General features: G+C 74.5%; 17 protein-coding genes and 1 tRNA gene. 12 read left to right on the top strand and 6 right to left on the bottom strand.

Going from position 1 to position 18,959, the window contains the following annotated elements; genetic code table 11:
* The first annotated feature begins 4 nt into the window (after positions 1-4).
* Positions 5-391 (top strand): YchJ family protein, encoded by a 387-nt coding sequence (locus GY42_RS13400; protein ID WP_052748391.1) that lies wholly within the window; start codon positions 5-7, stop codon positions 389-391.
* A gap of 9 nt (positions 392-400) precedes the next feature.
* Here the strand turns inward: GY42_RS13400 and GY42_RS13395 are convergent, their stop codons facing one another.
* Positions 401-2,047 carry an ABC-F family ATP-binding cassette domain-containing protein gene (locus GY42_RS13395; protein WP_046529709.1) on the bottom strand — a complete coding sequence of 549 codons (1,647 nt, stop codon included), beginning with the start codon at positions 2,045-2,047 and terminating at the stop codon, positions 401-403.
* Positions 2,048-2,226: 179 nt separating this feature from the next.
* On the opposite strand from GY42_RS13395, the gene GY42_RS13390 reads away from it, so the two are divergent.
* Entirely contained in the window at positions 2,227-2,979 is a 753-nt protein-coding gene (locus GY42_RS13390; protein ID WP_046529708.1) for a class I SAM-dependent methyltransferase, read from the top strand.
* Positions 2,980-3,092: 113 nt separating this feature from the next.
* Positions 3,093-3,407 carry an ATP synthase F1 subunit epsilon gene (gene atpC, locus GY42_RS13385; protein ID WP_082131548.1) on the top strand — a complete coding sequence of 105 codons (315 nt, stop codon included), beginning with the start codon at positions 3,093-3,095 and terminating at the stop codon, positions 3,405-3,407.
* A 3-nt stretch (positions 3,408-3,410) separates the two neighbouring features.
* On the opposite strand, the gene GY42_RS13380 is transcribed toward atpC, so the two are convergent.
* Together GY42_RS13380 and GY42_RS18320 are read right to left on the bottom strand one after the other, a co-directional pair.
* Entirely contained in the window at positions 3,411-3,794 is a 384-nt protein-coding gene (locus GY42_RS13380) for a VOC family protein (protein WP_046529707.1), read from the bottom strand.
* 55 nt (positions 3,795-3,849) lie between these two features.
* Positions 3,850-4,563: a hypothetical protein gene (locus GY42_RS18320; protein ID WP_052748390.1), complete on the bottom strand. Its 714-nt coding sequence runs from the start codon at positions 4,561-4,563 to the stop codon at positions 3,850-3,852.
* A gap of 258 nt (positions 4,564-4,821) precedes the next feature.
* On the opposite strand from GY42_RS18320, the gene GY42_RS13370 reads away from it, so the two are divergent.
* The gene (locus GY42_RS13370) at positions 4,822-7,083 is read left to right on the top strand and encodes a glycoside hydrolase family 9 protein (RefSeq protein WP_046529706.1); all 2,262 of its coding nucleotides are present in this window, start codon (positions 4,822-4,824) and stop codon (positions 7,081-7,083) included.
* Positions 7,084-7,389: 306 nt separating this feature from the next.
* Here GY42_RS13370 and GY42_RS13360 read toward each other — a convergent pair whose 3' ends face one another.
* Together GY42_RS13360 and GY42_RS13355 are read right to left on the bottom strand one after the other, a co-directional pair.
* The gene (locus GY42_RS13360) at positions 7,390-7,752 is read right to left on the bottom strand and encodes a hypothetical protein (RefSeq protein ID WP_152667326.1); all 363 of its coding nucleotides are present in this window, start codon (positions 7,750-7,752) and stop codon (positions 7,390-7,392) included.
* Between the two features lie 47 nt (positions 7,753-7,799).
* The gene (locus tag GY42_RS13355) at positions 7,800-9,041 is read right to left on the bottom strand and encodes an MFS transporter (RefSeq protein ID WP_236686791.1); all 1,242 of its coding nucleotides are present in this window, start codon (positions 9,039-9,041) and stop codon (positions 7,800-7,802) included.
* Positions 9,042-9,551: 510 nt separating this feature from the next.
* On the opposite strand from GY42_RS13355, the gene GY42_RS13350 reads away from it, so the two are divergent.
* Both GY42_RS13350 and GY42_RS13345 read left to right on the top strand, forming a co-directional pair.
* Entirely contained in the window at positions 9,552-10,805 is a 1,254-nt protein-coding gene (locus tag GY42_RS13350; protein WP_046529703.1) for a NucA/NucB deoxyribonuclease domain-containing protein, read from the top strand.
* 10 nt (positions 10,806-10,815) lie between these two features.
* Positions 10,816-11,403, top strand: coding sequence for an SMI1/KNR4 family protein (locus GY42_RS13345; protein ID WP_152667325.1), 588 nt, complete (start codon positions 10,816-10,818; stop codon positions 11,401-11,403).
* 133 nt (positions 11,404-11,536) lie between these two features.
* On the opposite strand, the gene GY42_RS13340 is transcribed toward GY42_RS13345, so the two are convergent.
* Positions 11,537-11,619: transfer RNA gene (locus tag GY42_RS13340), tRNA-Leu, on the bottom strand.
* 339 nt (positions 11,620-11,958) lie between these two features.
* On the opposite strand from GY42_RS13340, the gene GY42_RS19485 reads away from it, so the two are divergent.
* From GY42_RS19485 to GY42_RS13310, 6 genes are read left to right on the top strand one after another with little or no spacing between them, the layout of a single operon-like run.
* Entirely contained in the window at positions 11,959-12,666 is a 708-nt protein-coding gene (locus GY42_RS19485; RefSeq protein ID WP_046529701.1) for an FhaA domain-containing protein, read from the top strand.
* Between the two features lie 9 nt (positions 12,667-12,675).
* On the top strand, positions 12,676-13,179 hold the full coding sequence (locus GY42_RS13330; protein ID WP_046529700.1) for an FHA domain-containing protein FhaB/FipA: 504 nt from the start codon (positions 12,676-12,678) through the stop codon (positions 13,177-13,179).
* Positions 13,180-13,183: 4 nt separating this feature from the next.
* Positions 13,184-14,644, top strand: coding sequence for a Stp1/IreP family PP2C-type Ser/Thr phosphatase (locus tag GY42_RS13325; RefSeq protein ID WP_082131546.1), 1,461 nt, complete (start codon positions 13,184-13,186; stop codon positions 14,642-14,644).
* Positions 14,644-16,224, top strand: coding sequence for an FtsW/RodA/SpoVE family cell cycle protein (locus tag GY42_RS13320; protein WP_046529699.1), 1,581 nt, complete (start codon positions 14,644-14,646; stop codon positions 16,222-16,224). The genes GY42_RS13325 and GY42_RS13320 overlap by 1 nt, the downstream gene beginning before the upstream one ends.
* Positions 16,221-17,672 (top strand): peptidoglycan D,D-transpeptidase FtsI family protein, encoded by a 1,452-nt coding sequence (locus GY42_RS13315; RefSeq protein ID WP_046529698.1) that lies wholly within the window; start codon positions 16,221-16,223, stop codon positions 17,670-17,672. The genes GY42_RS13320 and GY42_RS13315 overlap by 4 nt, the downstream gene beginning before the upstream one ends.
* The gene (locus GY42_RS13310) at positions 17,669-18,895 is read left to right on the top strand and encodes a serine/threonine-protein kinase (RefSeq protein ID WP_052748389.1); all 1,227 of its coding nucleotides are present in this window, start codon (positions 17,669-17,671) and stop codon (positions 18,893-18,895) included. Before GY42_RS13315 ends, GY42_RS13310 begins: the two co-directional genes overlap by 4 nt.
* Positions 18,896-18,959: the final 64 nt, after the last annotated feature.

The following is an 18,959-nucleotide window of genomic DNA, read 5'->3' as shown; positions in this document are numbered from 1 at the left end:
GGCGATGACCCGGTGCCCCTGCTCCAGCGGCCTGCCGTTCGACGAGTGCTGCGGCCCCCTGCACGCGGGCGACCGCACGGCCGGCACCGCCGAGCAGCTCATGCGGTCGCGGTTCAGCGCGTTCGCCGTCGGTGACGCGGCGTACCTGCGCCGCACGTGGCACGCGGCCACGCGCCCGGCGCACCTCGACCTCGACGACGACGTGCGCTGGTACCGGCTCGACGTGCTCGCGACCGCCGGCGGCGGCGTCTTCGACACGACGGGCACGGTCGAGTTCGAGGCGTTCTGGCGCTCGCCAGGCGGGCGCGGGTCGATGCGCGAGGTCAGCCGGTTCCGCCGCGGCCCGGACGGCTGGCAGTACGTCGACGGGGACGTGCGCGCACCCGCCTGACGCCCGCGGTCAGTCCGGCCGGACCTCGGTCACGACGCCGTCCTCGACGTGCCAGCGGCGGGTCAGCCGCACGGTGTCGAGCATGCGTCGGTCGTGCGTGACCAGCAGGACCGTGCCGTCGAACGACTCCAGGGCCTGCTCGAGCTGCTCGATCGCGGGCAGGTCCAGGTGGTTGGTCGGCTCGTCGAGGACGAGCAGGTTGACGCCACGAGCCTGCAGCAGCGCGAGCGCGGCGCGCGTGCGCTCGCCCGGCGACAGCGACGACGCGGGCCGCCCCACCTGGTGCCCCGTGAGCCCGAACTTCGCGAGCAGCGTGCGCACGTCGGCGGTCGGCCAGTCGGGGACCTCGCGTGCGAACGCGTCACCGACGGGCTCGTCGCCCTCGAACACCGCGCGGGCCTGGTCGACCTCGCCGACCAGCACGCCCGACCCGAGCGACGCCGCGCCCTCGTCCGGCGTCAGCCGCCCCAGCAGCAGGCCGAGCAGCGTCGACTTGCCCGACCCGTTGGGCCCGGTCACGGCGACGCGGTCCTGCCGGTCGAGCTGCAGGTCGACCGGCCCGAGCGTGAAGTCCCCGCGACGCACGACCGCGCCGCGCGCGGTGGCGACGACCTCGCCCGAGCGCGGAGCCGTCGCGATCGTCATGCGCAGCTGCCACTCCTTGCGCGGCTCGTCGACGACCTCGAGCCGCTCGATCAGGCGGTCGGTCTGGCGGGCCTTCGCGGCCTGCTTCTCGGCCACCTCGCCGCGGTGGTGCTTGACGTGCTTGTCGCCGTCGGTGGCCTTGCGGCGCGCGTTGCGCACGCCCTTCTCCATCCACGCGCGCTGCGTGCGGGCCCGCGCGGCGAGCTGGTCGCGCCGCGCGGCGTAGTCCTCGTACGCCTCGCGCGCGTGACGGCGGGCCGTCGAGCGCTCCTCGAGGTACGCGTCGTACGAGCCGCCGTAGGTGGCGACGCGCTGCAGGGACCGGTCGATCTCGACGACCGTCGTGACCGTGCGGGCCAGGAACTCGCGGTCGTGGCTGACCACCACGATCGGCGCCTGCGCGCGCTCCACGAACTCCTCCAGCCGGTCGAGGCCGTCGGCGTCGAGGTCGTTGGTCGGCTCGTCGAGCAGGTACAGGTCGAACCGCGACAGCAGCAGCGCCGCGAGGCCGACGCGCGCGGCCTGCCCGCCGGACAGCGCGGTCATCGGCAGGTCGAGGTCGACCGCGAGGCCCAGGTCGTCGGCGACGACACCGAGCCGCGCGTCGAGGTCGGCGCCGCCCAGCGACGTCCAGCGCTCGAGCGCGTCGGTGAACGCGTCGGCCGCACCGGGCGCGTCGGCCGCGAGCGCGTCGGCGGCGGCGTCCATCGCGGCCTGTGCGGCGGCGACGCCCGTGCGCCGCTCGAGGAACGTCCGCACGGACTCGTCGTCGCGCCGCTCGACCTCCTGCACGAGGTACCCGACCTGCGCGGTCGCGGGCGAGAGCTGCACCGACCCCGCCTCGGGCGCGCGCTGCCCGGCCAGGATCCGCAGCAGCGTCGTCTTGCCCGCGCCGTTGGGCCCGACGAGCCCCACGACGTCCCCCGGCGCGACCACCAGGTCCAGGCCCGAGAACAGCTCGCGGTCGCCGAACGCCGCGGCGACGCCACGGACCTGCAGGGTCGCACTCATGCCCCCATCCTGCCGGGCGGGCACGTCGGGACCCGAACGCTTTGTGTCGGCCCGGCCGGCGCCCACCACCGCACCGCGGGTCGTCACGCGTCACGAGACCGAGGTCCCGTGGCCCTTCCGGGCGAACCGGTAGCGTCGCCGCACCCCCCGTCGTCGTCGCGGAAGCGCAGGTGCACGCCATGCCCGGAACCGTCGGCCGCGGCCGCTCGATCCAGACGGTCGACGACGTCCTCGCGCTGCTCGACCAGCTGTTCGACGAGCGCGCCGACCGGTGGTCCGAGCGCGGCGGCACCGACTTCTGGGACCGGTTCTACGCCGACCGGCACCGCCCGGTCCCGTTCTTCCGGGCGGTCCCCGACGAGTCCCTCGTCGCGTGGCACGCCGACGGGCGCCTGCCGCTCGGGCCCGGCACGCGCGTGCTGGAGCTCGGGTGCGGACCGGGCCGCAACGCGGTGTGGCTCGCGCAGCAGGGCTGCACGGTCGACGCGCTCGACCTGTCGGAGACGGCCGTGACCTGGGGCCGCGAGCGCGCCACCGCGGCGGGGGTCGACGTGCGGTTCGTGCGCACCGACGTCCTCACGTGGCGGACGGACCGGCCCTACGACCTGGTGGTGGACTCCGGCTGCTTCCACCACCTGCCGCCGCACCGCCGCGTGTCGTACCGCGCGCTGCTCGAGCGGACGCTGGCGCCCGGCGGGCACCTGGCCGTCGCCTGCTTCGCCGCGGGGCACGACGGCCGCGGCGGCACCGAGGCCGACGACCTCGACCTGTACCGCGCGGGCGGCCTCGGCGGCGGGCTCGCGTACACCGCCGACGAGCTGCGGAGCTCGCTGGCCGGGCTCACCGAGGTCGAGCTGCGACGCATGCGCACGGTGACGTCGGGTGACACGTTCGGCGAGGACTTCCTGTGGGCGGGCCTGTTCCGGCGGTGACGTGACGCGTCCCACCCCCCGGCAGGCGTCGTCTGGGACCGAAGGACGAGGTCGGGGCCCGGGACGCGGGGCAGACTCCGAAGGCTCCGCCCCCTGCAGCACCGAGGAGTCCCGTGTCCGTCGCCGCTTCGCCGTCCCCGACCCCGCAGCACCGCGCCGCGGGCCTGCTCACCGTGCAGGTGGTCGCGCCGGACGGCGTGCGCTGGTCGGGGCACGCGCGCGGCGTCACCGTGCCGTCGGTGTCCGGGTCGCTGGGCATCCTGCCGCGGCACGAGCCCGTCGCGGCCGTGCTGGCCGCGGGCGTCGTGCGGGTGCGGCCGGCCACGGGTGATCCCGTCGAGGTCACGGTGACCGGCGGGTTCGTCGTGGTCGACGACGACGAGGTGTCGGTCCTCGCGGACGGGACCGTCGCGCCCGGGGACGCGTAGCCGTCAGACCGGGTCGAGGCGCCGCCGCAGCAGGCAGAACTCGTTGCCCTCGGGGTCGGCGAGCACGTGCCACGTCGCGTCGGGGCCCTGCCCCACGTCGACCGGTCGGGCACCGAGCGCGAGCAGCCGCTCGAGCTCGGCGGCCTGGTCGCGGTCGGTGGGGCTCACGTCGACGTGCAGCCGCAGCTTCCCCGGCCGCGGCTGCGCGACCGGGCTGACGATGATCGTGGGCTGCGGCCCGCCGAACCCGGCATCCGCCGGCCCGATCTCGATGCTGTCGTCGTCCTCCCGCCCCAGCTCGACGTAGCCGAGGACCTGGGACCAGAACGCCGCGAGACGCTCGTGGTCGGACGCCTCGAGGACCAGCTCGCTGATGCGGCACGCCATGCGGCCAGGGTAGGGAGCACGCGCACGGGGCGCGCGGCGAGCGTCGTGCGAGCCGTCAGCCGTCCGTCGTCCGTGAGGTGACGAGCGCGGCCCGCTGCTCCCGGTGCGCGGCGCGCAGCCAGGCGGGGGTGCCGGGGCCGAGCCGCGGGTCGTCGTCGCGGGGACCGTCGGGCCCGGTGAGGTACGCGCGGTCCGCCGCGACGCGCGCGAGCGTGGACCCGGCGCCGCCGACGCCCCCGTGACCGGGCACCACGCGGTGCGCGCCGTAGCGCCGGACGCCGGCCTCGACGCGGTCGAGCACGGCGAGGTGGTGCTCGACGGGTGCCGCGCGGTCGGTGTCGACGAGCGGCACCTCGACGTCGGAGAGCATGTCCCCCGCGACGAGCACGCCCGCGTCGACGACCGCGAGCGCGGTGTGGCCCGCGCTGTGGGCGTCGTGCGTGAGGACCCGCACGTGCGGACCGTCCCAGTCCAGGCGGTGCCAGCCGTCGGCGTCCTCGTCGGCCCGCGGGAACGGTGCGGGTGCGCGCGTGGTGATCGCGGCCGGAGCGTCCTGCGGGTGCGCGGCCAGGTGCGCGGCGAGCTCGGGGTCGGCGTCGCGCTGCCGGGTCGCGGCGTCGAGCGCCACGACCTCACGCGCCGTGACCGCGGGGTCGACGACCAGGCAGCGGCCGTCGCGCTCGACGACGGTCGTGGTGGTCGCGTAGACGGACGACACCGCGACGTGGACGCCGTCGGCCACCTCGACGAGGGCCCGCGCCTGGGTCATCGGGGTCTCCTCGCGGTCGGTGCGGCGCCGTCGGCGCTGGTCAGGGACGCGCTCAGGCTAGACGGCGGTGCGCCTGGCGGCGGGGGCGACCCGGTCCCGGCACCTGCGCGCGGCTTAATCGATTCCGACGCCACCGACCCCCGGGCGCGGCGCACTCCCCCACCTACCGTGGTCGAAGCGCTCCCGCCACGGCCGGACCCCAGCGTCGGGGTGGCCCGCGGCGCGCACGTCACCCGTCGTCGCCACCAGAGGACAGCCATGTCACCGATCACCCGACGGCGCGCGCGGCGCCGCGCCTGGGCCGCGGGCCTCGCGGTCGCCACCGCGCTCACGGTCGCGGGCGTCACCGCCCCCGCGGCCGTCGCCGCACCCGACCCCGGCACGCCCGTCAAGGTCAACCAGGTCGCGTACGTGCCCGGCGTCGCCAAGGTCGCGACGCTCGTGAGCACGTCGACCACGCCCGTCGCGTGGACCCTGAAGGACGCGTCCGGGCGCACCGTCGCGCAGGGCACGTCGACGGTCAAGGGCGCCGACGCGTTGTCGGGCGACCGCACGCACCTCATCGACTTCTCGTCGTACGACACCGCCGGCACCGGCTACGTGCTGTCGGCGGGCGGCGCCACCAGCCACCCGTTCGACATCTCGGCCGACCCGGTGAGGAAGCTGCGGTCCGACTCGCTCGCGTTCTTCTACCACCAGCGCTCGGGCATCGCGATCGAGGCGCAGTACGTCGGCAGCACGTACGCACGCGCCGCCGGGCACCTGGGCGTGGCCCCCAACCAGGGCGACACGAGCGTGCCGTGCCGGCAGTCGTGCGGGTACAGCCTGGACGTGCGCGGCGGCTGGTACGACGCGGGCGACCACGGCAAGTACGTCGTCAACGGCGGCATCGCGACGTGGCAGCTGCAGAACACGTACGAGCGCACGCTGCACGTCGCGGGTGCGGACCGCGCGGCGCTGGGCGACGGCAAGGCCGCGATCCCGGAGCGCACCAACGGGGTCCCGGACGTGCTCGACGAGGCACGGTGGGAGGTCGAGTTCCTGCTGCGCATGCAGGTCCCCGCGGGCCGCACCGACGCCGGCATGGTGCACCACAAGATGCACGACGAGAACTGGACGGGCATCCCGACGATCCCGGCGCAGGACGCGCAGCGGCGCATCCTCGCGCCCGTCAGCACGGCGGCCACGCTCAACATGGCGGCCGTCGCGGCGCAGGCGTCGCGCCTGTGGGCGCCGTACGACGCGGCGTTCTCCGCGCGGGCGCTGTCCGCCGCGCGCACCGCGTACGCCGCGGCCAAGGCGAACCCGAACCGCATCGCGTCCGACGCCGACGGCACGGGCGGCGGCGCCTACGGCGACCCGTCGGTGACCGACGAGTTCTACTGGGCGGCCGCCGAGCTGTTCGCGACCACGGGCGAGGCCGCGTACCGCGCCGACGTCACGGGCTCGCCGTTCTACCGGGGCACGAGCTTCGCGGAGCGCGGCTACGACTGGGGCTGGACCGGCGGGCTGGGCGACACGACGCTCACGCTCGTCCCGACCGACCTGCCCGCGGCCGACGTGGCCGCGACGCGCGCCGCGATCGTCTCGTTCGCCGACGCGACGCTGGGCCGGCTCGCGAACCAGGCGTACCCCGCGCCCAACAACGCGGGCACCGTGTACTACTGGGGCTCGAACGGCCAGGTCGTGAACAACGCGAACGCGCTGGCCCTCGCGTACGACTTCACGGGCCAGACGAAGTACCGCACCGCCGTGTACGGCGCGCTGGACTACCTGCAGGGCCGCAACCCGCTCAACCAGTCGTACATCGCGGGCTACGGCGAGAACCCGGTGCGCAACGTGCACCACCGGTTCTGGGCGCACCAGGCCGACGCGTCGCTGCCCACGGCTCCCCCGGGGTCGCTCGCCGGCGGGCCCAACAGCGAGCTGCAGGACCCGCTCGCGGCCGCGCAGCTCGCGGGCTGCGCGCCGCAGAAGTGCTACGTCGACCACATCGAGGCGTACTCGGTGAACGAGGTGGCGATCAACTGGAACTCGGCGCTGGTGTGGCTGAGCACCTGGGCCGCCGAGCAGGCGGGCGGCACGACGCCCGAGCCGACGCCGACGCCCACGCCCACGCCGACCGTCTCCCCGACGCCGACGCCCACCCCGACCCCCACGGTCACGCCGACGCCGACTGTGACACCCACCCCCACCCCGACCCCGTCGGCGTCCTGCCAGGTCACCTACTCCGCGAGCTCGTGGGGCTCGGGCTTCACCGCGGCCGTGACCGTGACCAACACGGGCTCGACCCCGTGGACGTCGTGGCGGCTCGGGTTCACGTTCCCCGGCAACCAGCAGGTCACGCAGGGCTGGAGCGCGACCTGGAGCCAGACGGGCGCCACGGTCACCGCGACCAACGCGGCCTGGAACGGCGCGCTCGCACCGGGCGGGTCGACGAGCCTGGGCTTCAACGGCTCGTACAGCGGCACCAACGCCGCACCGACGGGCTTCACCGTCAACGGGGCGGCCTGCTCCTGAGGGGCGCCCCGGGGCGCTCCCCGGCGTGACGACGGCCGTCGGTCCTCCCGGACCGGCGGCCGTCGGCGTGCGACGTGCGACCTCCCGGCCCGTCTCCGCTGGTCGACGAGGTCCAGCGTGAGCCACGTCGCGAGGTCGGTGATCTCGCGCTCGACGTCGACGCGATCGGCCGCGGCGAGGTCGACGTCGAGGTGCAGCGCCGCGACCCGCAGCACGCCGGCGCGGACGTCGGCGCTCGCGTCGAGTTCGCCGACGAGCAGGGCGTCGTGACGGTACCGACGGCCGGGCGTGTGACGAGCGGTCCCGCTACGCCGGTGCCCCGCGCAGCACCGCGGCGGCGACGAGCGTCAGCGTGAGCAGCGCGGCGGCGGCACCAGCGACGGTCGCGGCCCGTGGGCGGGCACTGCGGCGCGCGAGCAGCGCGGCCACGACGACGCCCGCGACGATCACACCGCTCCAGGTCCACGCCACGCCGACGCGTTCCGGCTCGCACCCGGGGGGCGCCGGGTAGATCGCGGGGCACAGGTCTTCCGTCGGGGTCGCCCAGTGCAGCGCGAACCACGCCCACCCGCCGAGCAGCAGCACGCCGACCGCGACGACGAGGGTCGCGGCGCCCGGCCAACGTGCCGCTGCACCGGGCCTGCCGGACGGGGGTCGCGTCGTCGCCATGGGTGCGAGCATGCCGCACGGCGTCGGGCCGCGGGCTCGGTTCGACGTCAGACCTTGGGCACGTCGAGCCGTCGAGCACGCAGGCCGACTCCCGCGACGATCCCCAGCACGCCGGCCGCGACCGTCGGCCAGAACGCGAGCGCCGGGGTGCCCGCGAGCGCGCCGGCGGCCGCCGCACCGGCCGAGACCCCGAGCACGAGCGACGTGGCCAGCAGCGCCATGGTCGACGCGACGCGCCCGGCGGGTGCGACCTGCTCGGCGCGCGCGTACCCGCTGACCAGCAGCGTGCCCGCGCCGACGCCGAGCACAACCGCGCAGGCCGCGGCGGCCCACGGGCCGGGGCCGGTCGTGAGCCCGACGGCGCCGGTGAGCAGCGCGGCGCCGCCGGCGACGACGCGCGTGGCGACGCTCGCCCCCCGGAGCCGGGACACCACGACGCTCGCGATCGCGCTGCCGACGCCGGAGCAGGCGTAGATCAGGCCGGTGAGCTCCTCGGTGCCGCGGGCGGCGTTGACGGCGGTGAGGCCGGTCTGCGTGGATCCGAACGCGATGCCGACGCTGCCGGCGACGAGCATCGGCAGCACGAGCGCACCCAGGGGCAGGCGCGCGGGTCGGTCGGTCACGACTCGCGTGGCGTGCCGCGGCCAGGCGTCCCGCTCGGTGCGCAGGAACGCCGCGAAGGCGCCCTGCCCGACGACGGCCGCCGCGACGAGGACCCACAGCGCGGTCACGGGCCCGAGCAGCGCGACGAGCAGCCCCGCGACGACGGGTCCGACGACGAACCCGATCTCGTCGGCCGCGACCTCGTAGCCCATCGCGCGGCCCAGCACCCGCTCCTGCCCGCTGCGGCGCGCCACGAGCGACCACCGCGAGCGGGCGACGGACCCGACCTGCGGGTTCGCCGCACCGACGACTCCCGCGCACGCCAGCAGCGTCCACGTCGACCCGGTGGTCGCCGCGAGCACCCCGAGGAGCGCGCCGACCTGCACGAGCGTGGCGACGACGACCACGGGCAGCGGCCCCCAGCGGTCGACGGCCCGCCCGACGACCGGCGCCCCGATCGCGGTGCCGACGCCGACGACCGCGACGGTGACACCACCGAGGCCGACACCGAGGCCGGACGACGCGACGATCATCAGCAGGCCGAGCTGGATCATCGAGGCCGGCAGGCGGCCGAGCAGCGCCGTGACGAGGAACGGCAGCCCGCCGACGGCGATCAGCGAGGGCTGCGGCGCGGGGCCGGGCGTGCGGGTGGGCGCGCTCGAGGGCGCGACGATCTGGGACGACAAGGCAGTCTCCGGGGACGTCGGGGTCCCGTGCGCCCCACCCCACACACGGCGAACTGCCCCTGATCAGCCTCCAGGATACGACGAGACGATGGTGAGCACCTCGTCCGCTCGGGCAGGAGTCGTGACCGACGACATGATGCTCGGGTGTGCATCCCGTGGCGGCGCGCCCAGGGGCATTCCGTCACCCTGGCTTGACAAATCTCGCGCGCGACACGTTCCTTCTCGAGCACTGCCTCGCCGGGACGTGATGTCGACGATGCCCCGGTCACAGTCCGACTCGCTCGAGTCGAAGTTCTGGCGATCCCCCCGAAGAAAGTTGATCCACAAGGGTGAATCTTCTTCTGGAGACTCACCGAACCCTGGCAAGATCAGCAGGGAAGTCGACGGGATGTCTTTCTGGGGGCGCGTTCCGTCGCGGCACATCCACGCCCTCGGTCAGGGGGCCGACCACGCACGCGACTACGCCGTTCCGGATTCGCCGTACTGGCCGCACTCCTTCTGGGTGCAGGCATGACCGCCACGCCGGCCAACGCTGCGTCGATCTACGACCCGGTCACGCAGTCGAGCCTGCGCAACCTCGTCACGGCGATGCAGTCGTGGTCGATGTTCGACGGCGACGACAAGTTCACCGGGGCGACCGCGTCCGAGCTCAGCGGATGGGGGTGGTCGGTCGGCGCGTACACCAACGTCAACATCTACGTCGAAGGTGACGGGAGCTCCTGGCGCGCCACCGCCCAAGACGTCCGCCCCGGCGGCACCGAGTTCACCTACACCTCGGCTCTCCCGGTCAACGGAGCACAGCCTGGATCGGTCACCGCAACCGCCCCGCAACCCCCGGTGCAGGTAGGCCAACCCGGACTGACGATCCACGATCTCGGAGCGAACGTCGACCTCGACGCTCTCGCGTACGCGCTCGTCGCAGCGGGGGTCACCGTCGACGAGGTGTGCGTCATCGGGAATGTGGCCCCCGCACCCTCCGTGAGCACGACCAAGCCCCACACCCTGGGGTGCCTCGCGGCGGCGCAGGCAGCGGGGGCCACGATGCGCTCGGTCCTGGCAGCGATGTCGAAGATCACTCCCGGCGTCTTGGCAGTTGTCGCCGTCTACACCCTCGGTGACGGCACGGCTCCGGCGACAGCCCCGGATTGGGTCGACAGCCCCGACCCGCGACCGACCGGGCCGATGGCACCGCCGGCGAGCCTGCCGAACGGTGTGTGGAAGTACGACCGGCTCGTCCAGCGCGTCGCGACGCTGAACGACCTGCAGCCGGAGTGGTCGCGGGTCGCAACCCAGCAGTGCCTTGCCGTGCTGTCCGCCGCGCTCGTCTCGACGAACCCGTACAAGGACTGCCAGAGCAAGCCGATCTTCATGTCGGGGCAGGCCGACGTCCCCGAGGCCTCCAACCACGACCTCGAGGCGATCGCGCAGAACCCCGGCTGGGTCGAGCTCAACTACCGCCCACGCGCGTTGAACCCCAGCCTGCGGGATTGGTACATCGGAGACCCCCGGTGCGCGGCGTCGGTAGGAACCAACGGTCTCCTGCAGTGCGACGAGTACCCGTTCTTCGCTACCGAGCAGGGAGGCGGCCTGGCCACCCCGGCGCCGAGCCTGAAGGTCATCGACGGCGAACAGAACCAACAGCAGGGTGTCAGGTATAGCTCGTTCCTCAGCAGCTGCGGCGTGCAGAACGGTGATCCCTTCTACGCCATCCCCATCCCGCCTGCCACCACGCACGTGCCCACCTTGCAGATCTGCAACCCGTGAGGAGATGACCATGTCGGCAACCGAGGTCACGCACGTGCTGGAGCAGTGGGCGCAGCGCCTGCGTGACCTCGGTGCGCGAGGAGTCAGCCAGCTCCGCCCCGGGCTGTCTCCGGACCAGATCGACGCCCTGAGCGCCCAGTACGACCTGACCCTCCCTGAGGACGCCCGCGCGATATGGGCCTGGCACGACGGCGAGGACACCGGCGCGCAGTCGCTGGCTCCGTACCGGGAGTTCCCGCCGCTTCGAGACGCCCTCGAGTACGCCCGCACCTGCGCGCAGAACGCCATCGACTGGGGCGCGGCTGACGACGACGAACTCGCCGCCATCATCTACCGCCGAGAGTTCGTCCCGTTCCTCGGCTACCAGCACCCGCTGGTGTTCGACTGCCGCACACCGGCATCCACCACGACGGCGTGGACCCCGGACGGCGGCCTGGAAGAGTCGGCCTCCATGACGACGGTCGAGCGGGTCCGCTGGTGGCACTGGGCGCTGGACAACGGGGCATGGTCGATCACCACCGACGGGATGTGGGCCATCGACTTCTCCCAGTACCCAGGGGCGAAGGGTGACCTGAGCGTCAAGGACGTCCTGAGCTGAGCCGCGTCTTCCGACCGCACGCGGGCGCCACGGACGGCGTCCGCCTCGGTGACGACCGCACTCACCAAGGCAGAGTGCCCGGACATGCAAGAACCCCCGGCCGGATGTGCTCCGACCGGGGGTCCTGTCTCTGTGCGCGAGGCGGGATTTGAACCCGCACGCCCTTTCGGACACTGGCACCTGAAGCCAGCGCGTCTGCCGTTCCGCCACTCGCGCGCGCTGGAGAACGCTAGCACGCAGCAGCCCCCACCGACGAACCGGCCCCGGACCCGCCACCTCACGCGCGCCCACGCACCCCAGTTCTCTCGCGCGCGCACGCGAGAGAACTGGTCACGGAGGGACCCATCGGGCACGCAAGTAGGCACATATGCGACCAGTCGCCCGGTGCGTCGCGCCGACACGCGGCGGCGCGACCAGGCCTCCGGCACCCCGGGCACCCGTCCAGGGCCCTGCACGGATACCATCGACGCGGACCGTCGTGGCTTCACGCCCGCCGGGCCGCTGAGCACGCTGCACGGGCCGCCCGGTCCGCGCACGGCGGGGAGGGAGGTGGACGTGGGGTTCCTCGACAAGTTCGAGAACGGCGTCGAGCGCGTCGTCAACAACGCGTTCGCGCGCGCCTTCCGCAGCGAGGTCAAGCCCATCGAGCTGGCCGACGCCCTGCGCCGCGAGCTCGACGACCGCGCCGCCGTCGTGGGACGCGACCGCACCGTGGTGCCGAACGAGTTCACGATCGAGCTGTCCACCGCCGACTACGACCAGGTCGAGGCGTGGGGCGCCGAGGCGCTGGCCGAGGAGCTCGCCGCCAACGTCACCGACCACGCGGCCAGCCAGCACTACGCGTTCGTCGGCCCCGTCACCGTGTCGTTCAGCGAGGACACCGAGCAGGACGCCGGACGGTTCGCCGTCCACAGCGCGACCGTGCGCGGCGCCGTGGCCCCCGCGACGTCGGCAGCCCCCAGCCCGCGGCACCCGCTCATCGACATCGACGGCCAGCGGTACATCCTCACGGGCCCCGTCACGGTCATCGGCCGTGGCTCGGAGGCCGACATCATCGTCGACGACCCCGGCGTCTCGCGCCGTCACCTGGAGATCCGGGTGACGCCGGACGGCGTGGTCGCGAGCGACCTCGGCTCGACCAACGGCGTGTTCGTCGAGGGGCACCAGGTGCCCGCCGCGACGCTGCTCGACGGCAACACCCTGACCATCGGCCGCACCCGGATCCTGTTCTGGACCGGCGGCGACGGCGACGTGGACGAGTGATGCCCCCGCATGAGTGAGCTGACCGTCACCCTGCTGCGGCTGGGCTACCTCGCGCTGATCTGGCTGCTCGTGCTGTCCGCGATCACCGTGCTGCGCCGCGACCTGTACGGCACGCGCATCATCGACCGCCGCCGCCCGGCCCCCAAGCCGGCACCTGCCGCCGAGGCCCCGGCCCCGGCCGGCGAGTCCCCCCGCGCACCGCGGCGCTCCCGCAGCGGCGGCGGCCCGACGCGGCTCGTCGTCACCGAGGGCCCGCTGCGCGGCACGACGCTCCCGCTCGGCTCGTCGGCCGTCGTGATCGGCCGCGCCCCCAGCTGCACGCTCGTGCTCGACGACGACTACTCGTCGTCCCGCCACGCGCGGATCTTCCCGCAGGGCGACCAGTGGTTCGTCGAGGACCTCGGGTCCACCAACGGCACGTTCGTCGGCGAGCAGAAGGTCGAGCAGCCCACGCCCGTCCCCACCGGTACCGCGGTGCGGATCGGCCAGAGCCTGCTCGAGCTCCAGAGGTAGCCGCGTGACGGTCGCCCTCCGCTACGCCGCGCGCTCCGACGTCGGCCTCGTCCGGTCCGACAACCAGGACTCCGCCTACGCCGGACCCCACCTGCTGGTGGTCGCCGACGGCATGGGAGGGCACGCGGGCGGTGACGTCGCGTCGTCCGTCGCCGTCGCGGCGCTCGCGCCGCTCGACGGCGAGTCCCACGGCCCCGACGACGCGCTCGACCAGCTCGAGACCGCGCTCGACGACGCACGGTCGGAGATCATCGCGCGCAGCGACGCCGAGCCCGACCTCGCCGGCATGGGCACGACCGTCACCGCGATCCTGCGGGCCGGCAACAAGCTCGCGATGGTGCACCTGGGCGACTCGCGCGGGTACCTGTTCCGCGACGGCACGCTCACGCAGGTCACCACGGACCACACGTTCGTGCAGCACCTCGTCGACACCGGGCGCATCACGCCCGAGGAGGCCGAGCACCACCCGCAGCGCTCGGTCGTGATGCGCGTGCTCGGCGACTTCGACGCCGACGTCACCGCCGACCTGTCCGTGCGCGAGGCCCGCCCCGGCGACCGGTGGCTGCTGTGCTCCGACGGCCTGTCGGGCTACGTCTCGGCCGAGACCATCGCCGAGACGCTCGCGGACGTCCCCGACCTCGACGCGTGCGCCGACCGCCTCGTGCAGCTCGCGCTGCGCGCCGGCGGGCCCGACAACGTGACCGTGGTGCTCGCGGACGTCGTCGAGCTCGACGACCTGCCCGACGGCGCGATGCCGTCGACCGCGAGCGCGGTCGTCGGTGCCGCGGCCGTGAGCCGCAACCGGCCGTCAGCCGCCGCGGACGGGCCCGCGGCACGCGCCGCACGGCTGTCCCGCAGCGCCCGGTCGGCACCCGCCGACGACGGCACGGACGGCGACGACGGCCCGGCCCTGCCTGCCACGGTCGAGGCCGCGCCCGAGGACGACGACGAGCCGCTCGCACCGCCGCCGCGCCGCCGCGGCCTGGTCGTCGCGTGGGTCGTCGCGGGTCTCGCGCTCGTCGCGGCCCTCGTCGGCGGGTACGCCTGGACGCAGACGCAGTACTTCGTCGCCGAGTCGCAGGGCACGGTCGCGGTCTACCGCGGGATCCCGCAGAGCATCGGGCCGGTCGACCTCGCCGAGCTCGTCGAGGCCTCGGACGTGCAGGTCGACGACCTGCCGGCCTACCTGCGCGAGCGCGTCGAGCAGACGATCTCCGCGGGATCGCTCGACGAGGCGCGCCGCCTCGTCGCGATGCTCGCCGACGACGCGGAGCCCACGCCCACGCCGGTCCCCACGCCCACGTTGTCGTCGACGCCCGGGGCGACGCTCGACCCGATGCCGACCGAGCCGGTCGTGCCGCCGCCCGCCGACCCGGAGCCGGCCGCCGACGACGACGACGCCGCGGGCGACGCGACCGCGGCGGCCCCGACCACGGGCCCCGGACCCGCCGCCGCGGCGCTGTGATGGCCAGCGTCCAGCCCCACCGGGTCCGTCCCGGTCGCGGGACCGAGCTGCTCCTGCTCGTCCCCGCCCTGGTCATCGGCATCGCCGGCTACGTGCTGGCCGGTCTCGGCGCGACCGGCTCCGTGCCGCCGCACGCCATGACGTACGCGGTCGGGACGACCGTGCTCGCGTTCGCCGTGCACGTCGTGCTGCGCATCCGCGCGCCCTACGCCGACCCCGTGATCCTGCCCGTGGTGGTCGCCCTCAACGGCATCGGCCTGGCGATGATCTACCGCATCTCGATCGCCTACGCGGCACGCGGGCGCGCCGACGCGAACATCGCCGACCGGCAGCTCGCCTGGACCGCCGTCTCCGTGGTGCTCGCGATCGTCGTGCTGCTGGTGCTGCGCGACCACCGCACGCTGCGCCGCTACACGTACACGGCCATGGTCGTCGGTCTCGTGCTCATCCTGCTGCCGCTCGTGCCCGGTCTCGGCCAGACCATCAACGGCGCGCGCATCTGGGTGCGCGTCGGGCCCGTCGGCATGCAGCCCGCCGAGTTCGCGAAGATCGCCCTCGCGGTGTTCTTCGCCGGGTACCTCGTGACGCACCGCGACACGCTCGCGCTGGCCGGCAAGCGGGTCCTGGGCCTGCAGCTGCCGCGTGCGCGGGACCTCGGGCCGATCCTCGTGGTGTGGGCGGCCTCGCTCGCGGTGCTCGTGCTGCAGCGTGACCTCGGGACGTCGCTGCTGTTCTTCGGCCTGTTCGTCGCGGTGCTGTACCTCGCGACCGAGCGCACGTCGTGGATCGTCATCGGCCTCACGCTGTTCGCCGGCGGCGCGGCCGTCGCGGCCGCCACGTTCAGCCACGTCGCGGCGCGCTTCGACGTCTGGCTGCACGCGCTCGACAACGACGTGTTCAGCCGCCAGTACGGCGGCTCCGGCCAGCTCGTGTACGGCCTGTTCGGCATGGCCAACGGCGGGCTGTTCGGCACCGGCCTGGGCCAGGGACGGCCTGACCTCGTGCCGTTCGCGTACTCCGACTTCATCGTCGCGGCGCTCGGCGAGGAGCTCGGGCTCACCGGGCTCGTGGCGATCCTCCTGCTGTACACCGTGCTCGTCGAGCGCGGCCTGCGCATCGCGATCGGCGTGCGCGACGGCTTCGGCAAGCTCCTCGCGGGCGGCCTGTCGTTCGTCGTCGCGGTGCAGCTCTTCGTCGTCGTCGGCGGCGTGACCCGTCTGATCCCGCTGACGGGCCTCACCACGCCGTTCCTCGCCTACGGCGGCTCGTCGCTCGTGGCCAACTGGATGATCGCGGCGCTGCTGCTGCGCATCTCCGACGAGGCGCGACGACCCGTCCCCGCGGTGCGGACGATCGCGACGCCCGACGTGGGCGTGCCGCTCCCGCCGATCGGCGACGCACGCCCGGTGGGCGGTCGGCGCAGCACGGGGCGCACCGGGACGCCCGCCGGCGGGACGCCCGCCGCACCGACCGGCACCGCCCCGGTGCGCACGTCCGGACCGGGGCGCACCACTGACGCCCACGAGGGCCCCGACCCCGACGACAACCCGACCGAGCGACTGGGAGGTGACCCGCGGTGAACACCCCGCTGCGCCGCCTCGCGACCCTCACGCTCGTCATGTTCGTGGCGCTCATGGGCGCCGCCACCTGGGTGCAGTTCTTCCAGGCGGAGTCGCTGAACACCGACAACCGCAACGTGCGCGGGCTGTACCGCGAGCACGGCAACGCGCGCGGCCCGATCGTGGCCGGCGGCGTCGCGATCGCGTCCTCGGTGCCCGTCGACGACCCGTTCGGCTACCAGCGCACCTACGCCGACGGCGACCTGTACTCGGCGGTGACGGGCTTCTACTCGATCGCGAACGGCCGCACCCAGCTCGAGGAGGCCGAGAACCCGCAGCTCACGGGCAGGTCCGACCAGCTGTTCTTCAGCCGCATCCGCGACCTGCTGACGGGCCGCCGTCCCGAGGGCGCCGCGGTCGAGACGACGATCCTGCCCGCCGCGCAGCAGGCCGCGCGCGCGGCGCTCGGCGACCAGGACGGCGCCGTCGTCGCGATCGAGCCGACCACCGGCCGGATCCTCGCGCTCGTCTCGACCCCCGGGTTCGACCCCAACGCGCTGGCCGTGCACTCCACGAGCGAGGCGGCCGCCGCGTACCGCGCGCTCGAGGGCGAGCCCGGCAACCCGCTGCGGTCGAACGCGACCCAGGAGCGCTACGCGCCCGGCTCGACGTTCAAGCTGGTCACGGCGGCGGCCGCGCTCGAGTCGGGCTCCTACACGGCGGACACGACCGTGCCGTCCCCGGTCGAGTACACGCCGCCGCAGACGTCGCGGGCCATCACGAACTTCGGCGGCGGCAGCTGCGGGGGCGACCAGGTCTCGCTCGCGGACGCGCTGCGGATCTCGTGCAACACGGCGTTCGCCGAGCTCGGCGTGACGCTCGGCGAGGACGCGCTGCGCGAGCAGTCGGCACGCTTCGGCTTCGACGACCCGGACCTGGAGGTGCCGCTGCGGGTCACGCGCTCGGTGTTCCCCACCGACCTCGACCCGCCGGCCCTCGCGCAGACGGCCATCGGGCAGCGCGACGTGCAGGCGTCGCCGCTGCAGATGGCGATGGTCGCGTCGGCCATCGCCAACGACGGGCGGCTCATGAAGCCGTACCTCGTCGACACGGTCCGCTCGGCCGACCTCACGGTCGTGTCGCAGAACGAGCCCGAGGAGTACTCCCAGGCGGTCTCCGCCGGGACCGCCGACGAGCTCACGCGGATGATGGTCGGCGTCGTCGACTCCGGCACGGGACGCGCCGCGCAGATCCCCGGCGTGCAGGTCGCCGGCAAGACCGGCACCGCGCAGACCCTCGAGGGCCAGCCGCCGCACGCGTGGTTCACGGCCTTCGCCCCCGCCGACGCGCCCCGCGTGGCCGTCGCGGTGATCGTCGAGAACGGCGGTTCGCTCGGCAACGAGGCGACCGGCGGCGGCGTCGCCGCGCCCGTCGCGAAGGCCGTCATCGAGGCGGTGCTGGGCTCATGAGGACCGCACCGGGTGTCGCGCTCGGCGGTGGCCGCTACCGGCTGCTGCGCCGCATCGCCGTCGGCGGCATGGGCGAGGTCTGGGAGGCGAACGACGACGCGCTCGCCCGCGCGGTCGCCGTCAAGGTGCTGCGCGCCGAGTTCGCCGGCGACGCCGGGTTCCTCGAGCGCTTCCGCACCGAGGCCCGCAACTCCGCGTCCCTGCACCACCCGCACATCGCGGCGCTGTTCGACTACGGCGAGCAGGACGGCTCGGCGTACCTCGTGATGGAGCTCGTCGTCGGCGAGCCGCTGTCCGACCTGCTCGAGCGCGAGCCCGTGCTGGCGCCGCAGCGCCTGCTGCCCGTGCTGGCGCAGACCGCCCGCGGGCTGCACGCCGCTCACCTCGCGGGCGTCGTGCACCGCGACGTGAAGCCCGGCAACATCCTGCTCGCCCGCTCGGGCAAGGTGAAGATCACCGACTTCGGCGTCTCGCTGGCCTCCAACCAGAAGACGATGACCGCGACCGGCATGGTCATGGGCACGGCGCAGTACCTGTCCCCCGAGCAGGCCGTCGGACGCCCCGCCACACCCCTGTCCGACCTGTACTCGCTCGGCGTCGTCGCCTACGAGGCGCTGGCGGGCAAGCGTCCCTTCACGGGCCCGACCGCGGTCGACATCGCGGTCGCGCACGTCAACGACCCGGTGCCGCCGCTGCCCGCGGCCGTCGACCGCAAGCTCGCGGCGCTCGTGCTGCGACTGCTGTCGAAGGAGCCGTCCGAGCGACCCGCGTCGGGCGAGGAGCTCGCGGCGCTGCTCGACCAGCTCGTGCCCCGCACGCCGCCCTCGGGCGTCGCCGTGCTGGTCAGCAAGCCGACGCGCGCCCGCGACGAGCACCGCACGAGCGCACGGTCGTCCTCCGCGGCCCCCGAGCGCACGCATGCGGGCGGCGCGTCGTCGGCGCCGCCGTCCTACGCACCGTCCCGCCGGGACCGCGGCGCACGCGCCGCCGCCCCGACGACCGACGGCGACGCAGCCGCCACGAGGCTCCCGCCGCCCGTCCGCTCGACGGCGTGCTCGCGTGGGTGCGTCGTCTGCGCCTGCCGCTGGTCGTGCTCGTCCTCGTGCTGGTCGCGCTGCTCGGCGCGGCGCTGGCCGACCGGCTGCTCGGCGCCGCGCCCGCCGAGCCCGCCTGGTCCACGACGACGGACCAGTACCCTCGTGGCGGCGGACCGGGTGGGATGATCGCCGCAGTGCAGCACGGGGACGGCGCGGCCGGCCCGGCAGACGGGACTCGGGCAGCGGCCCA

This window comes from Cellulomonas sp. FA1, assembly GCF_000986825.1.
Lineage (GTDB): Bacteria > Actinomycetota > Actinomycetes > Actinomycetales > Cellulomonadaceae > Cellulomonas > Cellulomonas iranensis.
This window is presented reverse-complemented; position numbering and strand designations above follow the sequence as displayed.